18 protein-coding genes are annotated in these 21,145 nt (G+C 66.6%); 8 read left to right on the top strand and 10 right to left on the bottom strand.

The window, feature by feature from the left end; all coding sequences use genetic code 11:
- Position 1: 1 nt before the first annotated feature.
- The 5 genes from KW836_RS10280 to KW836_RS10260 form a co-directional block, all read right to left on the bottom strand.
- A complete protein-coding gene (locus KW836_RS10280; RefSeq protein WP_175125896.1) occupies positions 2–445 on the bottom strand; it encodes a MaoC family dehydratase in 444 nt (147 codons plus the stop codon).
- 70 nt (positions 446–515) lie between these two features.
- On the bottom strand, positions 516–1,766 hold the full coding sequence (gene boxA / locus KW836_RS10275; RefSeq protein WP_218343162.1) for a benzoyl-CoA 2,3-epoxidase subunit BoxA: 1,251 nt from the start codon (positions 1,764–1,766) through the stop codon (positions 516–518).
- Between the two features lie 42 nt (positions 1,767–1,808).
- Positions 1,809–3,236, bottom strand: coding sequence for a benzoyl-CoA 2,3-epoxidase subunit BoxB (gene boxB / locus KW836_RS10270; protein ID WP_218343161.1), 1,428 nt, complete (start codon positions 3,234–3,236; stop codon positions 1,809–1,811).
- Positions 3,237–3,347: 111 nt separating this feature from the next.
- The gene (boxC, locus tag KW836_RS10265; RefSeq protein WP_218343160.1) at positions 3,348–5,018 is read right to left on the bottom strand and encodes a 2,3-epoxybenzoyl-CoA dihydrolase; all 1,671 of its coding nucleotides are present in this window, start codon (positions 5,016–5,018) and stop codon (positions 3,348–3,350) included.
- A 206-nt stretch (positions 5,019–5,224) separates the two neighbouring features.
- Positions 5,225–6,133, bottom strand: coding sequence for a helix-turn-helix transcriptional regulator (locus KW836_RS10260; RefSeq protein WP_175125893.1), 909 nt, complete (start codon positions 6,131–6,133; stop codon positions 5,225–5,227).
- A gap of 173 nt (positions 6,134–6,306) precedes the next feature.
- Here KW836_RS10260 and KW836_RS10255 point away from each other — a divergent pair, with 173 nt between their 5' ends.
- From KW836_RS10255 to KW836_RS10220, 8 genes are all read left to right on the top strand, one after another.
- The gene (locus KW836_RS10255; RefSeq protein WP_218343159.1) at positions 6,307–6,780 is read left to right on the top strand and encodes a DUF4863 family protein; all 474 of its coding nucleotides are present in this window, start codon (positions 6,307–6,309) and stop codon (positions 6,778–6,780) included.
- 80 nt (positions 6,781–6,860) lie between these two features.
- Complete coding sequence (locus KW836_RS10250) at positions 6,861–8,420, top strand: benzoate-CoA ligase family protein (RefSeq protein WP_218343158.1); 1,560 nt, start codon at positions 6,861–6,863, stop codon at positions 8,418–8,420.
- Entirely contained in the window at positions 8,417–9,241 is an 825-nt protein-coding gene (locus KW836_RS10245; RefSeq protein ID WP_218343157.1) for an alpha/beta fold hydrolase, read from the top strand. The genes KW836_RS10250 and KW836_RS10245 overlap by 4 nt, the downstream gene beginning before the upstream one ends.
- 54 nt (positions 9,242–9,295) lie before the next feature.
- Positions 9,296–10,456, top strand: coding sequence for an ABC transporter substrate-binding protein (locus KW836_RS10240; protein ID WP_175125890.1), 1,161 nt, complete (start codon positions 9,296–9,298; stop codon positions 10,454–10,456).
- A gap of 33 nt (positions 10,457–10,489) precedes the next feature.
- Complete coding sequence (locus KW836_RS10235; protein WP_175138223.1) at positions 10,490–11,371, top strand: branched-chain amino acid ABC transporter permease; 882 nt, start codon at positions 10,490–10,492, stop codon at positions 11,369–11,371.
- 30 nt (positions 11,372–11,401) lie between these two features.
- Positions 11,402–12,532, top strand: a complete 1,131-nt coding sequence (locus KW836_RS10230) for a branched-chain amino acid ABC transporter permease (protein ID WP_218343156.1) — start codon at positions 11,402–11,404, stop codon at positions 12,530–12,532.
- The gene (locus KW836_RS10225) at positions 12,525–13,286 is read left to right on the top strand and encodes an ABC transporter ATP-binding protein (protein WP_175186265.1); all 762 of its coding nucleotides are present in this window, start codon (positions 12,525–12,527) and stop codon (positions 13,284–13,286) included. The genes KW836_RS10230 and KW836_RS10225 overlap by 8 nt, the downstream gene beginning before the upstream one ends.
- Entirely contained in the window at positions 13,286–13,996 is a 711-nt protein-coding gene (locus KW836_RS10220; protein ID WP_175125886.1) for an ABC transporter ATP-binding protein, read from the top strand. Before KW836_RS10225 ends, KW836_RS10220 begins: the two co-directional genes overlap by 1 nt.
- A gap of 55 nt (positions 13,997–14,051) precedes the next feature.
- Here the strand turns inward: KW836_RS10220 and KW836_RS10215 are convergent, their stop codons facing one another.
- From KW836_RS10215 to KW836_RS10195, 5 genes are all read right to left on the bottom strand, one after another.
- Positions 14,052–15,611 (bottom strand): acetolactate synthase large subunit, encoded by a 1,560-nt coding sequence (locus KW836_RS10215; protein WP_218343155.1) that lies wholly within the window; start codon positions 15,609–15,611, stop codon positions 14,052–14,054.
- Positions 15,612–15,809: 198 nt separating this feature from the next.
- Positions 15,810–18,218 (bottom strand): TonB-dependent siderophore receptor, encoded by a 2,409-nt coding sequence (locus tag KW836_RS10210; RefSeq protein WP_218343154.1) that lies wholly within the window; start codon positions 18,216–18,218, stop codon positions 15,810–15,812.
- 97 nt (positions 18,219–18,315) lie between these two features.
- Entirely contained in the window at positions 18,316–19,278 is a 963-nt protein-coding gene (locus KW836_RS10205; RefSeq protein ID WP_218343153.1) for a FecR domain-containing protein, read from the bottom strand.
- Positions 19,275–19,793, bottom strand: coding sequence for a sigma-70 family RNA polymerase sigma factor (locus KW836_RS10200; protein ID WP_105240177.1), 519 nt, complete (start codon positions 19,791–19,793; stop codon positions 19,275–19,277). Before KW836_RS10200 ends, KW836_RS10205 begins: the two co-directional genes overlap by 4 nt.
- Positions 19,794–19,981: 188 nt before the next feature.
- A complete protein-coding gene (locus KW836_RS10195; protein ID WP_218343152.1) occupies positions 19,982–21,004 on the bottom strand; it encodes an amino acid ABC transporter substrate-binding protein in 1,023 nt (340 codons plus the stop codon).
- Positions 21,005–21,145 lie beyond the last annotated feature (141 nt).

The following is a 21,145-nucleotide window of genomic DNA, read 5'->3' as shown; positions in this document are numbered from 1 at the left end:
CCTAGTTGTTGCCGGACAGGTCGAACAGGCTGGTCGCGTCCATTTCCAGCACGCTTTCGTCGTGCTGGTTCACGACCGTCCACGCCCAGTTGATGATGCCCAGATCCGGGCGCGAGGACGAGTGGCGCGCGCCTTGCACGCGCGCGTGCAGGTGCAGGGTGTCGCCAGGGCGGACCGGCGTGCGCCAGCGGACTTCGCCCAGGCCGGGCGAACCGAAGGATTCGGAATCATGCAGGGCGGCGTCGACCGCCATGCGCATGGCCAGCGCGCAGGTGTGCCAACCGCTGGCGATGAGGCCGCCCCACCGGCCTTCCGCGGCGCGCTGCGGATCGGTGTGAAACCACTGGGGATCGAATTGGCGGGCAAACGCCAGGATCTCCGCTTCCGTCACGGTGACCGGCCCGCCCTTGATCACCATGCCGTCCTTGAATTCCGCGAACTTCATGTTGTTTTTCCCCGTGCAAACGAAACCGGCGCGCCCAGGCGCGCCGATCGTCACGCAACTGTTGTTGTGGTCAGTAAGTCTCGAAGTGCAGCCGGCCTTCACGGCGCAGCGCTTCATGCAGGATAGACCAATCCTCGCCCGACTGCACCACCACTTCGCGCAACGCGTCCAGCACGCCGACCTCCATGCCCTTCAGGCCGCAGACGTAGATGCAGGTGTTGCGGTCGGCCAGCAATCCTCGGACTTGCGCGGCGCGCTCGCGGATCAGATCCTGCACATAGCGCTTGGGCTGGCCGGGTTCGCGCGATAGCGCCAGGTTGATGTCGATGAAATCACGCGGCAGCTTCATCAACGGCCCGAAGTAAGGCAGCTCGCGTTCGGTGCGCGCGCCGAAGAAAAGCATGAGCTTGCCGATGTCTGCCGTGCCGATCAGGCGGCGGCTGCGCTCCGTCATGGCGCGCATCGGCGCAGAACCTGTGCCCGTGCAGATCATGATGAGGTTGGCCTTCGGATGATTCGGCATCAGGAAGGTGTGGCCGAACGGGCCAATCACCTGCACCGTGTCGTTCTTCGCCAGGTCGCACAGATAGTTTGAGCAGACACCGTGCGCGGCCTCTCCGCCGTGATCCTGCGTGACGCGCTTTACCGTCAGCGACAGGTTGTTGTAGCCCGCGCGTTCGCCATCGCGCGGGCTGGCCAGCGAATACTGGCGCGCGTGATGCGGCCGGCCCATCGCGTCCACGCCCGGCGGCAGGATGCCGATCGACTGCCCTTCCAGCACCGGAAACGGCTGCTCGCCGAAGTCCAGCACGATGTGGTGGATGTCGCTTTCCGTGTCGGCGCCGGTGACGCGGTAGTTGCCCACCACCGTTGCGGTAATCGGCGTCTTGTGCGTGTAGAGATTCACATAGGGGTGCGCGGCAGACCACGGGGGGACGGCCGCGCCGGGCGTCACAAGCGTCGCCGGCGGCGCTGCCGGTTCAGCCTGCGGATCCGCGGCGGCCTGCTGCGCGGCATCGTCCGCACCAGCAGCATCCAGCGGCAACGACTTTTCCTGCGGCAGCTCTTCCCAGCCTAACTGGTCCTGCACGGAATAGGCCTCGGCGCGCACCACCAGCCGCCAGTTGTCGATGGAACCCGTCGGGCACGGCGGCACGCAGGCCATGCAGCCGTTGCAGATCTCCGGATCCACCACGTAGTTGTTCGAATCGTGCGTGATCGCATCGACTGGACAGGTCTCTTCGCAGGTATTGCAGCGGATGCAGATCTCGGGATCGATCAGATGCTGCTTCAGGACTTCCACCGGTAATGGGGCGTTCATCGCCGTCCTCCCAAACGCGCGGGCGCGCGGCCCGCGCGGCCATCAGTTGAAACGCACGTACTCGAAATTCACCGGCTGGCGGTTGACGCCCATGACGGGCGGCGCGATCCAGTTGGCGAATTTGCCCGGTTCCGTGACCCGGCCCATCAGCGATGCGACGAACGCGCGATCTTCCGGCGTGGGCAGCCACTTGCGCTGGTTGGCCTGCCATTGCGATTCGGACACGATCTCGCCTTCGGGCGACATGCGGATGCCGGCCAGCGTGCCGATCTGGCGGTTGAACGCCTTGTGCGGCACCTGCAGGCGAAAGGCCAGGCCGCTCTTTTCGATGACCTTGTTCCAGCGGCCGATGCCGGCCACCGAGTCGCGGATGAAGTCGTCGCGCAGCACTTCGTTCAGCGCGTTGAGCATCGGCACCTCGATCTCCGTCAGCTTGCCGTTGCTGACGTTCAGCACGCGATAAGTGTCGTTCTTGAGCTGATGGTCGTCGTTGCGCTTGGTCTCTTCGTAGCGGCCCTTCAGGCCCGAGCCGTAGAAGATGGCGGCATTGGACGACTGGTCCGCGCCGAAGAGGTCGATGGTGACGCTGTAGTGGAAGTTCAGGTAGCGCTGGATGGTGGGCAGGTCGATCACGCCGGCCGCGCGCACGGCTTGCGGATCGTCGGTCTTCAGTTCCTTCATCACTTCGCAGGTGCGCTGGATGACGCGCGAGATGCCGGACTCGCCGACGAACATGTGGTGCGCTTCCTCGGTCAGCATGAACTTGGTCGTGCGGGCCAGCGGATCGAAGCTGGATTCGGCCAGCGCGCACAACTGGAACTTGCCGTCGCGGTCGGTGAAGTACGTGAACATGTAGAACGCCAGCCAGTCGGGCGTCTTCTCGTTGAAGGCGCCCAGGATGCGCGGGTTGTCGGAATCGCCCGAGCTGCGCTGCAGCAGCGCATCGGCTTCCTCGCGTCCGTCGCGTCCAAAGTAACGGTGCAGCAGGTAAACCATCGCCCACAGATGCCGCCCTTCTTCGACGTTGATCTGGAACAGGTTGCGCAGGTCGTACTGCGACGGCGCGGTCAGGCCCAGATGGCGCTGCTGCTCGATCGACGCCGGTTCCGTGTCGCCCTGCGTGACGATGATGCGGCGCAGGTTGGCGCGGTGTTCGCCCGGCACGTCCTGCCACACGTCGCGGCCGATGTTCTCGCCGAAATGGATCTTGCGCTGGCCGTCCTGCGGCGCCAGGAAGATGCCCCAGCGGTAATCCGGCATGCGCACATGGTTGAAGTGCGCCCAGCCGTCGGGCTCGACGCTGACCGCCGTGCGCAGATAGACGTCGAAACCATGCGAGCCATCAGGCCCCATGTCCTGCCACCATTGCAGGTAATTGGGCTGCCAGTGCTCCAGCGCACGCTGCAACGTACGGTCGCCGGACAGGTTGACGTTGTTGGGAATCTTGTCGGTGTAGTTGATGCCGGACATGTCTCTCTCCTGATTCTTGGAATGGGGCGCCAGCCGCGCGGCGCTTGGGTCTCAGGACCACCGGGCCGGCGCGCATGACGCCTGGCCGCCCGTTGGCCGAACGCTTGCCGCCTAGACGCGGTTCCAGTCGAATGCCGCCTGCTCGCCCTTGCCGTACAGCTTGAGCGCACCCTTGTCGCCCGCCGCATTGGGGCGGTTGAAGATCCAGTTCTGCCAGGCGGTCAGCCGGCCGAAGATGCGGGTTTCCATGGTTTCCTGCCCGCCGAAGCGCAAGTTGGCTTCCAGGCCGGTCAACGCATCGGGCGACAGCGCGCGGCGCTCTTCCAGCGCCAGCCGCACTTCGTCGTCCCAGTCGATGCTGTCGGGCGCGTAGGTGATGAGGCCCAGCTCCAGCGCGGCGGATGCCGGCAGGCTGCGGCCGGCCTGCGCGCGCACCGCTTCCAGCGGCTGCGCCTCGCCGTAAAAGCGCCGTTGCAAGCGGCTCTGGCCGTTCACCATGGGGTACGCGCCGAAATTGCGCTCGCCCACCACGATCTGCGGCGGCGGGGCGTCGATGGCTTCGTCGTCCTCCACGTCCAGCATGTAGGTGCGGTCCGCAGCCAGCGCCAGTTCCAGCAGCGTGCCGGCAAAGCACGAGCCCGGTTCGATCAGCGCGAACAGGCTGCGCGACGTCACGTCCAGCCGCGCCAGCGTGCGGCGCAGCATGCCGGCGGTCTCGCGCACGAACCAGTGGTCGGCGTGCCGTTCCAGCGCCGCGTCGGCCGCAAGCACCGCCTCGGCGTCGCCCTCGGTCTTCAGGATCCAGGTGCCAATGTCCAGCTCGTTGGTGCGCATCGACAGGATGGCGTCATCCAGTTCGCGCGCCATCTGCAGCGGCCACCAGGCGGCGCCTGCGGCAACGATGTCCTGCAATTCCGTTTCGACGCGGCCTTGCGGCGCGCGAACCGTCCACGTCGCCTGACGCTTTTCGCGATCGAGCTGCACGTCGACGTAGCGATAGGACAGGCTGGTCTCGGTCTCGGTGCGTTGCAGCGGCGTCAGCGACACGCCCTGCTCGCCGGCCGGGCGGTGGCTGTCCTGCGCCAGCGCCAGGGCGCGGGCACGGACTTCTTCCTCGAAGCGGGCTGGCTTGACCACGTCGTCCACCAGCCGCCAGTCCTTGGCGCGTTGCCCGCGCACGCCCTCGACCAGCGTGCAGAAGATGTCAGCATGATCGTGCCGCACGCGGCGCTTGTCCGTGACGCGGGTCAGGCCGCCCGTGCCGGGCAGCACGCCCAGCAGCGGCACTTCGGGCAGGGCCACGGACGACGAACGGTCGTCGATCAGCAGGATTTCGTCGCAGGCCAGCGCCAGTTCGTACCCGCCGCCCGCGCACGCGCCGTTCAGCGCGGCGATGAACTTCAAGCCGCCGTGGCGGCTGGAGTCTTCGATGCCGTTACGGGTTTCGTTGGTGAACTTGCAGAAGTTCACCTTCCAGGCGTGGGTGGACAACCCCAGCATGAAGATGTTGGCGCCGGAACAGAAGATCCGGTCCTTCATGCTGGTGACGACCACGCTGCGCACTTCCGGATGTTCGAAGCGGATGCGCTGCAGGGCGTCGTGCAGTTCGATGTCGACGCCCAGGTCGTACGAATTGAGCTTGAGCTTGTAGCCCGGGCGCAGGCCGCCGTCTTCGGCGACATCCATGGCCAGTGTCGCGACCGCACCGTCGAAGGACAGGCGCCAATGCCGGTACTGGGCGGGATCGGTTCGAAAGTCGACCCGGCTGATGGGGCTGCTCATAGTGTGTCTCCTCATACGCCCTGTGCTCGGACAGGAAAAATACTGCACTACATGAATTATTATGCAGATTAGTGCAGGCGATTTGGAGCGTCAAGCGGAATATGCAGAAAAGTGCAGGTCCCGAAGGACGGGAGGCGGAAAGCAAAAAGCCGCCCTCGAAGGGGCGGCCTTATCGCACATCAACCGGGCGAGCGGGCGGTGCAGCCCTATAGCGGCAGCCCGCAAGCTTTGCGCACCTGCGTACGCAGACCGGCAAAGCTTTCGGGCACTTCCAGATTGCTGGTCACCCAGGTCAGATCGGCCTTGGCATAGAACGCTTCGCGTCCGGCCAGGATGCGCTTCAAGTCAGCCATCGCTTCGTTGTTGCCCGACATCGGGCGGAAGTCGCCCTGCGCCATGACGCGGCTCATGTGCTCTTCGGGCGTGGCGCGCAGCCAGACCGTATAGCAATGCGTCAGCAGCAGGTTCAAGGTTGCGGGTTCGGACACCAGACCGCCAGGCGTCGCCAGCACCATTTCCGGGTAGATCTGCACGGCCTCTTCCAGCGCGCGCCGTTCGTAGCGGCGATAGGCATTGGGACCGTAAAGGTTGTGGATCTCCAGGATGCCGCAGCCGGCCACCCGCTCGATCTCGCGGTTCAGTTCCACAAAGGGGTAGCCAAGATCGTCGGCCAACATCTGGCCCAGCGTCGACTTGCCCGCACCGCGCAGGCCGATGAGCGCCACGCGCTGCGTACGGTTTGGGCGCTGCGCCCCCGCGCCCACGCCAAACAATTGCGTCAGCGCCTCGCGCGCACGCTGCAGATCGGATTCGGTGCGCCCGCTGAGCAACTCCCGGATCAGCAGCCAATCGGGCGATTCCGTGGTCACGTCGCCGACCAGTTCGGCCAGCGCGCAATTGAAGGCGCGCGCAATCTGCAGCAACACCAGGATCGACGCGTTGCCGACGCCGTGCTCCAGATTGGCCAGGTGGCGTTCGGAGACGCCGGTCGCCTGGGACAGCCCCTTGCGCGTCATGCCGCGGATGGCTCGCAGGCGGCGCACGCGCTCGCCCAGGGCGATCAGAAAAGGCTCGCGCCGGGGTTCGATGGGCGCCGTGTCTAGCGCTTGATTCATGGTTCGACTGACTCCGCAAAAACCCTGATTACCGCTCTTTTATGCACTATAGTGCTTGACCCACATCAACGGAAGCACTATTTTTCCATCCAACGAGTCCACAGCCGATCCGGTGCAAAAAAACAGCAGTCCAACAGGACTGCCGAGCGCCGACAGTGTAAAGGAGCCGCCTGGTGAGTACGCCTGACCAATTCCATGCCCTGATGCGCGACGTGACGCGTTTGACGGCCGGCCAGCCGCTGGATGCAGCGCTGCAGGCCCGGCTCAATGACGCGGCCGGTCCGGACAGCGCGCTGTTCCAGGACATCTTTGCCACCTGTAGGCAGGGCGTGGCCGACGGCTGGATGTGCAACCGCGAAGGCGGCGGCATCAAGTACGGCCGGGTCATCAAGCCCGCCGATGACCTGGGCGGCTGCTCGGTGGACGTCGTCGACATGAACGATCTTGCCGGCCCGCACCACGCGCATCCCAATGGCGAGATCGACATGATCATGCCGCTCACCGAAGACGCCCGCTTTGATGGCCACGGCGCCGGCTGGCTGGTCTACGGCCCGGGGTCGGCGCACCGTCCCACCGTGACGCAGGGCCGCGCCCTGGTGCTGTATCTGCTGCCCGGCGGGGCCATCGAATTCACGCGCCCCGGCTGACAGCCGGTCCGGATACCCGCCCTGCCGCCAACAACAACCACAGGCACGGCGTCCGCCCACCAGGACATCAGGAGACAACCGTGAACACCTGCCCCGCCGAACTGAATTTCGCCAGCCACCTTGCCGCGCTGAACGCGCCGCGCGCCAACAAGCTGGCCTACATCGACGACACCCGCCAGCTCACGTACGGAGATCTGGCCGAGCGCGTGGCCCGCATGGCCGGTGCACTGCGCAATCTGGGCCTGCGCCGCGAGGAACGCATCCTGTTGCTGATGCAGGACACGGCCGACTGGCCGGTGGTGTTTCTGGGCGCGCTGCACGCCGGCGTGGTGCCGGTGGCCGTGAACACGCTGCTCACCGCCGACGACTACGCCTACATCATTGCGCACAGCCGCGTTCGGGCCGTGTTCGTGTCGGGCGCATTGCTGCCGGTTCTGCAATCGGCGCTGGCCCAGGCCCCGGCGGATATCGAACACCTGGTCGTTTCGCAGCCGGGCGCAAACCTGCCGGACGGCGCCCACGAATTCGAATCCCTGCTGGCGGCCGCCCCGCTCGCGCCCGCCGCGCGGACGCTGTCCGACGAGATTGCGTTCTGGCTGTACTCGTCCGGGTCCACGGGCAAGCCCAAGGGCGTGGTGCACACGCACGGCAATCTCTGGCACACGGCCGAACTCTATGCCAAGCCCGTGCTCGGCATCCGCGAAGACGACGTGGTGTTCTCGGCTGCGAAGCTGTTCTTTGCGTACGGCCTGGGCAATGGCCTGACGTTTCCGCTGTCGGTGGGCGCCACCGTCGTGCTGATGGCCGAGCGCCCCACGCCGCAGGCCGTGTTCCAGCGTCTGGTCCGGCACCGCCCCACGGTGTTCTATGGCGTGCCGACGCTGTACGCCAGCATGCTGGCCTCGCCCGACCTGCCCGCCCGCGAGCAGGTGGCCATGCGCGTCTGCACATCCGCGGGCGAAGCCCTGCCGCGCGACATCGGCGAGCGCTTCACGCGCCATTTCGGCTGTGAAATCCTGGACGGCATCGGTTCGACCGAGATGCTGCACATCTTCATTTCGAACCGCGCGGGCCAGTTGCGCTACGGCACCACGGGCAAGCCCGTGCCCGGCTACGAGGTGCAATTGCGCGACGACAATGGCGCGCCGGTCGCGCCGGGCGCCATCGGCGATCTCTACATCAAGGGCCCGAGCGCCGCGCTGATGTACTGGAACAACCGCGACAAGACGCGCCAGTGCTTTCTGGGCGACTGGCTGAAAAGCGGCGACAAGTACGTGTGCGATCCCGACGGCTACTACACCTATGCCGGCCGCAGCGACGACATGATCAAGGTCAGCGGCCAGTACGTGTCGCCGGTGGAGGTCGAGAACATCCTGATCCAGCACGAGGCGGTGCTGGAAGCCGCAGTGATCGGCGTGCCGGATCACGACGGCCTGGTCAAGACGAAGGCCTATGTGGTGCTGCGCGCCGGCTTCGAACCCGACGCGCAGACGGGCGCCGCCTTGCAGCACTATGTGAAGCAACATCTGGCGCCGTTCAAGTACCCGCGCCAGATCGATTTCCTGGAAGAACTGCCCAAGACCGCCACCGGCAAGATCCAGCGGTTCCGCTTGCGCGCGCTGGAAGAGGCCGCGCTATGACCACCGCCACCGGGGCTGCCCCGGTCTTTGCCACCCTCCACGCGCGCGGCCGCGACATGCGGCTGGAATGCGCGTGGATCGCGCCGGAACGCGCCGATGCGCCGCTTATCGTGTTCCTGCACGAGGGGCTGGGATCGGTGTCGATGTGGAAGGACTTTCCGCAACGCGTCTGCGAAGCGGCCGGCTGCCGTGGCCTGGTGTATTCGCGCTACGGCTACGGCCAGTCCACCGCGCGCCCGCTGCGCGAAGCCTGGCCTGTGGACTTCATGCATCGCGAGGCGCACGAGGTGCTGCCCGCCCTGCTTGAAGTTTTGGGCGTGAACGCGCACCACGACAAGCCCGTGTTGTTCGGCCACAGCGACGGCGGCTCGATCGCATTGCTGTACGCCGCGCGGTATCCGGATAAGGTCGCCGGCGTGGTCGCGGCCGCGCCCCACATCTTCGTCGAGGACATCTCGGTGGCCAGCATCGCGCAGGCGCGGCAGGCCTATCTGGAATCGGACCTGCGTGCGCGGCTGGGGCGTCATCACGAGGATGTCGACTCGGCATTCTGGGGCTGGAACGACATCTGGCTGAAGCCCGAATTCCGCGCGTGGAACATCGAAGACGACTTGAACCGTATCACCTGTCCCGTGCTTGCCATCCAGGGCATGGACGACGAGTACGGCACGCTGGAGCAGGTGCGCGGCATCCGCCGGCGCGCGCCGCAGACCGAATTGCTGGAGATACCGGCGTGCGGGCATTCGCCGCACCGGGATCAACCCGCCACCGTTGTCCAGGCCGTCGCACGCTTTGTGGGCGCGCTGGAAAAACCCGGTTGACCCAGGCCGCGCGATCGGCCCGGCGTTAGCCCATAACAAGCACGGAGACAAACCATGAACCACGTCCTGACCCGGGCTGCGCTGGCCGCCGCCCTGACGATCGCCGCAAGCGGCGCGCATGCCGACGACAAGCTCAAGGTCGGCTTCATGCTGCCCTACAGCGGCACCTTCGCCGCGCTGGGCAACGCCATCGAGAACGGCTTCAAGCTCTACGTCGCCGAGCAAGGCGGCAAGCTGGGCGGGCGCGAGATCGAATACTTCAAGGTGGACGACGAGTCCAATCCGGCCAAGGCTGCGGAGAACGCCAACCGCCTCATCAAGCGCGACCAGGTGGACGTGCTGATCGGCACGGTGCATTCGGGCGTGGCGATGGCGCTGGCCAAGGCGGCCAAGGACGCCGACACCACACTCATCGTGACCAACGCCGGGGCGAATGCGATCACCGGCCCGCTGTGCGGCCCCGGCATCTTCCGCACCTCGTTCACCAACTGGCAACCGGCCTATGCGATGGGACCGGTGGCGTATGCCAAGGGCCACAAGACCGCCGTGACCATCACGTGGAAATACGCGGCGGGCGACGAAGCCATCGGCGGCTTCAAGGAAGGCTTCGAGAAGGCCGGCGGCAAGGTCGTGCGCGAACTGAGCCTGCCGTTTCCCAACGTGGAATTCCAGTCCCTGCTGACGGAGATTGCCGCGCTCAAGCCGGACATGGTCTTCACCTTCTTTGCGGGCGGCGGCGCGGTGAAGTTCGTGCAGGACTATCACGCCGCCGGCCTGGACAAGACGATTCCGCTGTACGGCTCGGGCTTCCTGACGGACGGCACGCTGCAGGCGCAGGGCGCGTCCGCGCAGGGGCTGCTGACCACCCTGCACTACGCCGACGGGCTGAACACGCCGCGCGACAACGCGTTCCGCGCCGACTATTCCAAGGCGTACAAGATGCAGCCGGACGTCTATGCGGTGCAGGGCTATGACGCCGCGCAGCTCATGCAGTCGGGCCTCACGGCCGTGAAGGGCGATTTCTCGAAGAAGGAAGCCTTTCGCAGCGCCATGCGCACGGCAACCGTCGACAGCCCGCGCGGCTCGTTCACGCTGTCCAAGGCGGGCAACCCGGTGCAGGACATCTACCTGCGCCGCGTCGACGGCCTGGAGAACAAGGTCGTCGAAGTCGCGGTTCAGAAGCTGGCCGACCCCGCGCGCGGCTGCAAGCTGTAACGCCACGCACCGCGTCCGCCACAGGGAGGCCCCATGGACATCAGCATCCTGCTCATTCAGAGCCTGAACGCATTCCAGTACGGCTTGCTGCTGTTCCTGGTGGCCAGCGGACTCACGCTGATCTTCGGGATCATGGGCATCATCAATCTGGCTCACGGCAGTTTCTACATGATCGGCGCGTACATGGCGTTTGCGCTGGGTCCGGTGGTGGACCGCTGGCTGGGCGGCGGCTTTCTCACGACGCTGGCGGTCTGCGTGCTGGCCGCCGCCGTACTGGGCTACCTGCTGGAAGCCGCGTTCTTCAGCTATCTGTACAAGCGCAACCACTTGCAGCAGGTGCTGATGACCTACGGCCTGATCCTGGTGTTCGAGGAGCTGCGCAGCATTCTTGTGGGCAACGACGTGCACGGCGTGCCGTTGCCGTCGTGGCTGCAGGGCAGCATTGCGCTGGGTGACGTGATGACCTATCCCGTCTACCGGCTCTTCATCTCGGCCGTGGGCATTGCGGTGGCGCTGCTGCTGTACTGGGTCATCTCGCGCACGCGGCTAGGCATGATGCTGCGTGCCGGCGCCAGCAACCGCGAGATGATCAGCTCGCTGGGCATCGACATCAACAAGCTGTACCGCGTGGTGTTCGCGGCCGGCGTGGCGCTGGCGGCGCTGGCCGGCAGCATCGCGGCGCCCGTGTCGTCGGTGTATCCCGGCATGGGCAACGGGGTGCTCATCATCTGCTTCGTGGTGGTGGTGATCGGCGGCATCGGGTCGATCCGCGGCGCCTTCCTGGCCGCGATGCTGGTGGGCTTTGCCGAGACCTTCGGCCAGGTGCTGTTCCCTTCCGCGGCGGGCGTGCTGGTCTATCTGCTGATGGCCTTCATCCTGCTATGCAAGCCCGAAGGGCTGTTCAAACAGGGCTAGGTCCTGTCGACATCAAAAGGACCCTCTCGCATGCGCACGCCTCTGCCCAACCGACTTCTACCCTTCGCCGCGCTGCTGGCGCTGGCCGCCTTTTCGTTCAGCGGCAGTGATTACTACACCGGCCTCGCGGTGAAGATCATGATCTACGCGATCTTCGCGCTGAGCCTGCAACTGCTGGTCGGCGGCGCCGGGCTGGTCAGCCTGGGACACGCCGCGTTCTTCGGCATCGGCGCGTACGTGGCGGCGCTGCTGTCGCCGGAGTCTGAAGCGGCCGGGCTGTGGTGGCTGCTGCCAGCCGCCCTGCTCGCAGCCGCCGCCTATGCGCTGGTCACCGGCGCGCTCGCGCTGCGCACGCGCGGCGTGTACTTCATCATGGTCACGCTGGCCTTCTCGCAGATGGCCTACTACGTCTTTCACGACACCAAGATCGGCGGCGGCAGCGACGGCATCTATCTGTACTTCCGGCCCGAACTCTCGGTGGGCGGCTGGATGCCGTTCGATTTAAGCAATGGCAGCACGTTCTACTTCTTCGTCCTGGCGTGCCTGGCGCTGGCGTGGGGGTTTCTGGCGCTGTTGCGGCGCTCGCCCTTCGGCGCGGCGCTGGCCGGCATTCGCATCAACGAACAGCGCATGCGCGCGGCGGGCTATTCGACCTATCCGTACAAGCTGGCCGCGTACGTCATCGGCGCCACGCTCGCAGCGCTGGCGGGCTTTCTGTTTGCGTTGAAGGACGGCTTCGTCACGCCCGAACTGCTGGCGTGGGAACAGTCCGGCTTGGTGCTGCTGATGGTCATCCTGGGCGGCATGGGCAGTCTGGGCGGCGCGGTGCTGGGCACGGTGACGATGGTGCTGCTGCAGGAACTGTTCCAGTCGCAGGAGTTGTTTGGCGACTACGCGCGCCACTGGCATCTGCCGCTGGGCATCGCGATCATTGCGCTGGTGGCGTTGCTGCCGAACGGGTTGGCAGGATTGCCGGCGCAATGGCGCGAGCGCCGGCAGGCGCGCTTGGCGGATGCTGGAAAGGGCGCAGGCAAGGACACCCGAATCGACTCCCGAAGCGACACCCGAAGCGACCCCAGCCGAGACGCCATCACGCCGTCACGCGCGCCCTCCAAGACACCCGCCCCCCGCCTGCCGATTCAGGGAGAACGCCATGTCTGATGTCCTGCTCGCCGCCACCGCGGTCACGCGGCGATTCGGCGGTCTCACGGCGGTCAACGGCGTGTCGCTGCAATTGCAGCGCGGCCAGGTGCACGCCGTCATCGGCACCAATGGGGCGGGCAAGTCCACGCTCATCAACATCCTGTCGGGCGAACTGGCGGCCAGCAGCGGGCAGGTCACGCTGGCGGGCCGCGACATCACCGCCTGGCCGCAGCCCGAGCGTGCACGCGCCGGGCTGGGCCGCAGCTACCAGCGATCCACGATCTTTCCGGAACTCAGCGTGTTCGAGAACTGCAGGCTTGCGGCGCAGGCCAGCCGGCAGCGCTTCTGGCACTGGTGGCGCGACGCCGCGAGCTGCCGCCGCAGCGCCGACCTGGCCGGCGAGGCGCTGGACCGCACGGGCCTGACGGGCGACGCGATGCAACCCGCCGGTCTGCTGGCCCACGGCCGCAAGCGCCAGCTGGAGATCGCGATGTGCCTGGCGGGCGAACCGCAGGTGCTGCTGCTGGACGAACCGCTGGCGGGCATGGGCCCCGAGGAAACCGACCGCATCCTCGACCTGCTGCAAACGCTGAAGGCCGGCCACGCGATCCTGCTGGTCGAACACGACATGGACGCGGTGTTCCGCATCGCCGAAACCATCACCGTCATGGTCAACGGCAGTGCGATCGCGAGCGGCGCGCCGGCTCAGATCCGCGCCAATCCCGAGGTGCGCACCGCCTACCTGGGCGAAGACGGACAAGGAGCGCATTGATGCACACGCTGATCGAAGCCGGCGGCCTGCACGTGTACTACGGCGCCAGCCATGTGCTGCGGGGCGTGGACATGCACATCGCACCGGGCGAATCCGTGGGTCTGGTGGGTCGCAATGGCATGGGCAAGACCACGCTCATCCGCAGCCTGATGGGCCACGTGAAAAGCGCGCAGGGCAACGTGCGGGTGCGGGGCAGCGACTGCACGCATGCGCAGCCGCACGCGATTGCGCGTATGGGTGTGGCCTACGTGCCCGAGGGGCGCGGCATCTTTCCCAACCTGAACGTGCGCGAGAACCTGCAGGTCGCCGCAAGGCCGGGCAAGCGCGCCGGCCAGGACTGGACGTATGCGCGCGTGCTGGACACGTTTCCGCGCCTGCGCGAGCGCCTGGGCCACGGCGGTCAGCAGTTGTCGGGCGGCGAGCAGCAGATGCTGGCCATCGGCCGGGCGTTGATGACCAATCCCGACCTCTTGATCCTGGACGAGGCCACCGAAGGCCTTGCGCCGCTGATCGTGGCAGAGATCTGGCGCATCATCCGCGACATCCGCGCGACCGGCATGTCCACGCTGATCGTGGACCGCAACTACCGCGCGGTGCTGGAACACACCGATCGGTGTCTGGTCATGGAGAAGGGATTGATCGTGCAGGATGGCGATAGCGCGTCGCTGGCCCGGCAGCCGGAGCAGTTGACGCGCTATCTGGGGGTGTAGCAGCGGGGCGCGTGCGAAGACTGTTCGCCAAGCGCACGCGCCAATGCGGCAATCGTCAGATCACCGCTTCGATCAGGAAGGGGCCGCGGCGCTTCAAGCCTTCGGCCAGCGCACGCGCAAAGCCTTCGACCGTATCCACGCTGACCGCTTCAACGCCCATGCCGCGCGCCAGGTGCGTCCATTCCAGATGCGGATCCTGCAGGTCCAGCATGCGGCGCGCGTTGCGGCCCGGTTCCTGCACGCCCACGTTCTTCATCTCGCCGTGCAGCGTGGCGTAGGAACGGTTGGCCAGGATGATGGTCAGGCAATCCAGATTCTCGCGCGCCTGCGTCCACAAGGCCTGCAAGGTGTACATGCCGCTGCCGTCCGCCTGCAGGGTCACAACCTTGCGATCGGGGCACGCCACTGCCGCGCCCGTCGCCATCGGCAGGCCGATGCCGATGGCGCCGCCGGTCAGCATCAGCCAGTCGTGCGGCGCGCTGTTGACGCTGTAGAGCGGAAATTCGCGGCCCTGCGTGATGGACTCGTCGCAGACGATGGCCTGTTCGGGCAGGTGGTGCGCGACCAGGATGTTGACCGCGGCGCCGGTCAGCTTGCCGGACGCAGGCACTTCGTAGCTGGGCGCGGGCGCCACCAGCCGCGGCGCGTCGGCGGCGATGCCCAGTTCGTCGGCCAGCCATTCCAGCGCGTGCGGCAGGTCCTGGTCGGCGGTGGCCAGCACGAGCTGGTTGCTGTCCTGCGGGGCCAGCAGGCTGGGCTTGCCGGGGTAGGCAAAAAAACCGACCGGCGACTTTGCGCCCGCCAGCACCAGATGCTTCACATCCTTCAGCTTGGCCACGGCCAGGTCGATCGGATACGGCAGACGGTCCACCGGGGTGCGCGCACCGCCACGCTCGATACGGCGGTTCGACGTCTCCGACACCAGGCGCACGCCCGTGGCCCGCGCGATCCGGCCGGCGGCATTCAGGGCGCGCTCGCGCAGCGCGGCGCCGCCCAGCATCAGCACGGTGACTTCCCCCGAACGGATGGCGGCGGCGGCGGCGCGAACGGCCTCAGCCGTGGTCTGCGCCAGCGGCTCGTCCTTGGCCACGATGGGCGCGGGCGCGTTGTCGGGCAGTTCGGTCCAGGCCGTGTCGGCCGGCAGGATCAGCGTGGCGATGTTGCCCGGCGCGCGGCGCGCCACAGCAACGGCTTCGGCGGCGTCCGCGGACAGGGCCGACGCCGTCATCGTGCGCTTGACCCAGTGCGACATCGGCCGCGCCACGCCTTCCACGTCGCTGGTCAGTGGGGCGTCGTACTGCACGTGATAGGTGGCGTGGTCGCCCACGATGTTGACCATCGGCGTGCGCGCACGCTTGGCGTTGTGCAGGTTGGCAAGGCCATTGCCCAGGCCCGGGCCCAGGTGCAGCAGCGTGGCTGCCGGCTTGTCGGCCATCCGCGCATAGCCGTCGGCCGCGCCCGTCACCACGCCTTCGAACAGGCCCAGCACGCAGCGCATCTTGGGCTTGCGATCCAGGGCCGCCACAAAGTGCATCTCGGATGTGCCCGGATTTGCAAAGCAAACGTCCACATCATTGGCAAGCAAGGTGTCGCAGAGGCTGTCGGCGCCGTTCATCGTTGTTTCCCTGGTAGTTATCAATGGCAGGCGGGTGGCAAGGCCACCCGCGCAACGGACATCATAGGGAGCCTGGCGGATTCGCGATAGTGCCATTTCCGCTTGCGCGCATGGAACCATTCCCGGCAGGGTTCCGCCTGGCGGAACAAACCCGGGCGGCGTCCGGGGAGCGGACGGCCGCGCCAGGTTCGGGTGCCGTCAGAACGTGGCGCGCAGCGCGAGGCGGAAGGTGCGCGGCTGGCCGAAGTAGTTCCAGTAGTTGGTGTTGCCCACGGACTGGTAATAATTCCGGTCGAACAGGTTGTCCACGTTGAACTGCACCGCCAGGTTCTTGTTGACGTCGTAGACCGCATGCAGGCCGACCAGCGTGTACGCGCCCTGCGAGATCTTGTACTCGTCTTCGTCCGGACCGCTGGCGTTGAAGATGCCGCTCTGCGCGTAGACCGAGCCGCCTACGCGCAGCTTGTTCCACTGGTCCGGCAGACGGTAGTCGGTGGACAGCTTCAGCAGATGGCGGGGGTAGGTGCTGGCGAACGTCTGGCCCGACTGCGGCCCCTGCGCGTACTTCGACTGCGTGTACGTATAGCCCAGGCTGACGTTCCAGGCTGGCGTGATGGCGCCGTTGACCTCGAAGTCCACCCCGCGGTTGCGTACCTTCTCGGCAGCGCGATAGCAGGAGAAGATGCCCGGCGGGCACAGGTCGCTGTCCTGGATCAGGTCGGCCCGGCCCTTCTGGTCCGTCTGGAACAGCGCCAGCGCGGCGTTCACCCGGCGGTCCATGAACTCGCCCTTCAACCCAATTTCGTAGTTCTGCCCCGTCATCGGCGGCAGCACGCCGCCATCGACGCCGATGTTTTCCTGCGGCTTGAAGATTTCGGTATAGCTGGCGTAGGCCGACAGGTTTTCGTTCAGGTCCTGCACCACGCCCGCATACGGCGTGACCTTGCCGCGCTGCTCGTACCGGCTTTCGGTGCGCACGGTGGTCTGCGCAAAGCGGTCGAATTCGAACCAGCTCATGCGCGCGCCCAGGATGAAGGTCGTGCTGTCGGTCAGGCTGAAGCGGCCCGCGGTGTAGATGCCCTGCTGCTTCTGCGTGATGTTGTACTGCCACATATGCGCGTCCAGCCCGGTCGGCGCGGGCGGATTGAAGGCGCCCAGGTCATTCATGTCGACCAGATAGCGATAGCCGGCGTCGCGCCCGCCGTGATAGCTGAAATCGTCCTTGCGGGTGGTGGCGCCCACCACCAGCTCATGCTGGCGGCCCAGCAGCTGGAACGGGCCGGACGCGTAGGCGTCCACGCCCCACTGCGTGTCGTCGTACTGGAACAGGCGCGGATTCAGCGTGAAGATATCGCCCGTCGTGCGCTGCGTGTAGTTGCCCAGGAAGTCCGACTTGGCGGACAGCCAGTTGCCGGCTACGGTCAGCTTCCAGCCATTGCCGAACTCGTGCTTGATGTCGGCGAACAGATTGGTGTTGCGCTTGTTCAGGTAATTCCAGTCGCCGACCAGGGCGGTCTTGCGCGACATCGGGTAGAACGAACCATCAGCCCGTGTCGGCAGTCCGGACCAGTCGTAGCCCTGATTGCGGTCCTTCTGGTAGGTCAGGCCCGCCGTCACCGTGGTGGCGGGCGTGATGTCGGCCTCCAGGATGCCGTAGAAGAGCGTGTTCTCCTTGCCCGCCCGTTGCTGGAAGTCGCCCGCGTTGGTGTAGGCCACCACCGCACGGCCGCGCAGCGTCTTGGCCTCGTTCAAGGGCGAGGACACGTCCAGCATGGTGCGATAGTCGTCCCACGACCCCGCCGACAGCGTCATGACGCCCGTGGTCTCGTAGCCGGGCCGCTTGCGCACCAGGTTGATGGCGGCAGCCGGATTGCCCGCCCCTTCCAACAGGCCCGTGGCGCCGCGCACGACCTCCACACGGTCATAGATCTCGGTGGTGGGTTTGTTGATGGCGTCAAACGAATACGCGTTGCTGATGTTGGCCGGCACGCCGTCGATCTGCAGGTTGTCGATCAACTGGCCGCGCGCCTGGTACACCGAACGTTCGGAGCCGTTCTGCACCACCGAAATGCCGGTGGTTGCCTGCAGCACGTCGTCCAGGTTCTGCATGGACTGATCGTCCATGCGCTGGCGCGTCACCACCGTCACGGACTGCGGCGTTTCGCGCGGCGACAGGTTCAGGCGCGTGGCGCTGTTGGTGACCTGCACCACGTACGTGCCGCTGGTGTCCACCGGCGGCAGCATGCCGGATACGGTGACCGGCGCCAGCGTCATGGTCTGCGCGGCCGGCGCGCGCCGCAAGGTCAGCGTGCCGTCGGCGGCCCGGGTGGATTCCAGGCCGCTGCCGGCCAGTGCGACGCGCAGCGCCGCATCCATCGTGTAGACGCCCTGCACGGCCGGGGCATTCAGGCCGCGCACGAGCTGCGGATCGTAGGACACCACGGTCCGGGTCAACCGCGCGATTTCGGTCAGCGTGGCGTCCAGGCTGCCGGCGGGCAGGTCGAACGCGATGGGCGCCCGCGGCTGGGCGTGGGCCGGCTGGCCCAGGCTGGATGCCGCCAGGACCACGGCAAGGCTAAGGACGTGGGGAACAGGCAAAACGCGCATGAGGGTCTCCGATACGTTGCGCACAGTGATATGTGGGTATGTGCCGCGAGATCGGAAAAGTGACAGTCCTCGTGCGAAAAAAAATGAAAAAGGCCGTTCAGGCGGCGCGGACGTCGATCACGGTCAGCCAGCGCGTGTAGCGGCTGATGGTGATCGGCAACGTATGCTCCAACGCGCTCAGCGCGCGGTCGGTGTCGTCCAGCGGATAGAGGCCGGACACGGCCAGGCGGGCGGCCTGCGGGCTGACGCGCAGCACGCCCGTGCGGTAGCTGGCCAGCGCCGCGGCAATTTCGCCCAGCGGCTGGTCGCGCGCCTTCAGCCACCCCTCGCGCCACGCGGCGGCGTCGTCCATCGGTTGCGGACGGTCCGCCCAGCCCTCGCCGAAGCGCGCGCCCTGCCCCATCGCCAGCGTCAGGGGCGCAGATTCGCGCGGCAGGACCTCGATGCTGTTCTGCAAGGCCACGGCCAGGCTGGCCTCTTGTACCAGCCGCACCATGCAGCCCGCGCCCGCGCTGCGGACCTGCCCGTGCGCCGTATGCACCGCGAACATCGACGAAAGACCGGTGCGCGGTTGCACCACCAGCGCCCCCTCCAGCAGCCGCACGTTGCGCGCGTCCGCCGTGAAATCCAGATCCACGCGGCTGCGCGCGTCCAGGGTCAGCAGGCTGCCGTCCGGCAGCGTGAAGGTCCGGCGTTCACCCGTGGCCGTACCCAGATCGGCCGTCAGATTGCCCAACGGCGTGATGCGGTTGGCCACCCAGCCGCCGGCCGCTGCGGCGCCGGCCAAGGCGGCCGCGTTGAGCAGCACGCGGCGACGCGCCGGGCGCACCAGCGTGCGCCGCAACGCGTGATGCTCGTTCTTCATGACCGTTTCCAGCCGCCCCACCGACTGGCTCAGGCCCTGCTGCAGCCGCGCCCAGGCATGTTCATGGACCGGGTCGGCCGCGCGCCAGGCGGCACAGGCGGCGTGATCGGCGTCGGTCGCCTCGCCCGAGGTCAGCTTGACCCAGAAGCCGATCGCGCGGTCCCCGGCCTCGGCCGCGCTTTGCTCGCGGCTCATGGCGCGTCCGCCAGCGCGTAGCAGCGCTGCAGCGCCTGCGCGATGTACTGGCGCACCATGCTGACCGACACGCCCAGCGCGGCGGCGATTTCCTTGTGCGTCAGGCCGTCGAGCTGGCTGTACAGGAATGCCGCGCGCGCCTTCGCCGACAGGCCATCGAGCATCTGGTCCACCTGCTGCAGCGTCTGCAGGATGGCAAGCTGTTCCTGCGGCGACGGCGCAAACTGCTCGCCCTGATGGAATAGGCTTTCCAGCCACGCGGCTTCCAGCTCGCGGCGGCGCCACAGTTTCCAGACCAGACGTTTCGCGATGGTGATGATGAGGGCGCGCGGCTCGCGCACGGAGGCGAGCCGCGGCGTCTGGATGAGCTGCACGAACGTGTCGCCCGCGACGTCTTCGGCGTCTTCAAGGTTACGCAGGCGGGTGTAGAGCCTGCCCAGCAGCCATGGCCTGTCTTCGGTGTAGATCCGGGCCAGCAGAGGATGGTCCGAGGTAAGCGTGGAAGGCGGAAGCATGGCGCGGCGGGCGGTTATCTGCAAATGGGAATCGCTCGCATTCTATCGCAGACGTTCCAAGGCGTCCTCTTTGCGGAGGGGCGCGTTGTCCGCATGCGGGCCGCGCCCGGAAACGGCAAGGCCTCCCGAAGGAGGCCTTGCGCGATCACATCGGACGGGTTTGTCCGTCCGCTATGGGTGATTGCCCATCAACGAATCGGCCACGGATACATCGCGCCGCCCTGGTTCCACAGCGCGTTCGTGCCGCGTTGCAGGCCCAGCTTGCTGTCCTTGCCCACATTGCGCTCGAACACCTCGCTGTAGTTGCCGACCGCCTTGATGGCGTTGTAGGCCCACTTCTCATCCAGGCCCATGTTCTTGCCGGCGCCCGGCGTCACGCCCAGGATGCGCAGCACGTTGGGGTTCTTGCTCTTGAGCATTTCGTCGACGTTCTTCTGCGTGATGCCGTATTCCTCGGCTTCCAGCAGCGCAAACAGCGTCCAGCGCACGATGCCCAGCCAGTTCTCGTCGCCCTGGCGCACCATGGGACCCAGCGGCTCCTTGGAGAAACGCTCCGGCAGGATCTCGTAGTCGTTCGGGTTGGCGACCTGCGTGGCGCGCACGGCGGCCAGCTGCGAGGCGTCGTCGGTAAAGGCGTCGCAGCGGCCGGATTCAAAGGCGCGCACGACTTCGGTCACCTTGTCGATCACGACCGGCTTGAACTCGATGTTGTTGGCGCGGAACCAGTCGGCCAGGTTCAGTTCGGTGGTGGTGCCCGGCTGCACGCAGACCGTGGCGCCGTTCAGTTCCTTGGCGCTCTTGACGCCCAGCTTCTTGCTCACCAGGATGCCCTGGCCGTCATAGAAACTGGCGGCAACTGCAGACAGGCCCAGCGACGTGTCGCGCGTCTGGGTCAGCGTCACGGTGCGCAGCAGCACGTCGACCTCGCCCGATTGCAGCGCGGTGAAGCGTTGCTGGGTGGACAGCGCGGTGCCCTTGAATTTCGAGGCATCGCCAAACACCGCCGCCGCCACCGCGCGGCAGATGTCCACGTCCATGCCTTCCCATTCGCCCTTGCTGTTCGTCGCGGAGAATCCGGAGACGCCGTCCGTCAGGCCGCATTGCACGAATCCCTTCTTTTTCACCGCGTCCAGCGTGGGACCGGCCATCGCCGCCTGGGACGCGCAGGCCAGGGCAATCGCGCCGGCCGCAACCTTCAATTTCCGCTTCATGTTCTGCTTCTCCTGAGATAGATGACCGCCCTGGGCTCGTAGCCGGGGGCAGTTGAAACCAGGTCCTGCCTTACCGGACCGGCCGCCAGATTAAGGCATGTCCACAGCGTGAACAACGCGCCGATCCCTAGTGAAAACCCG

This window comes from Achromobacter sp. ACM05 (genome assembly GCF_019218915.1).
Taxonomy (GTDB): domain Bacteria; phylum Pseudomonadota; class Gammaproteobacteria; order Burkholderiales; family Burkholderiaceae_B; genus Achromobacter; species Achromobacter animicus.
Note: the sequence above shows the minus strand (reverse complement) of the source record. Positions and strands in the feature narration are given on the sequence as shown.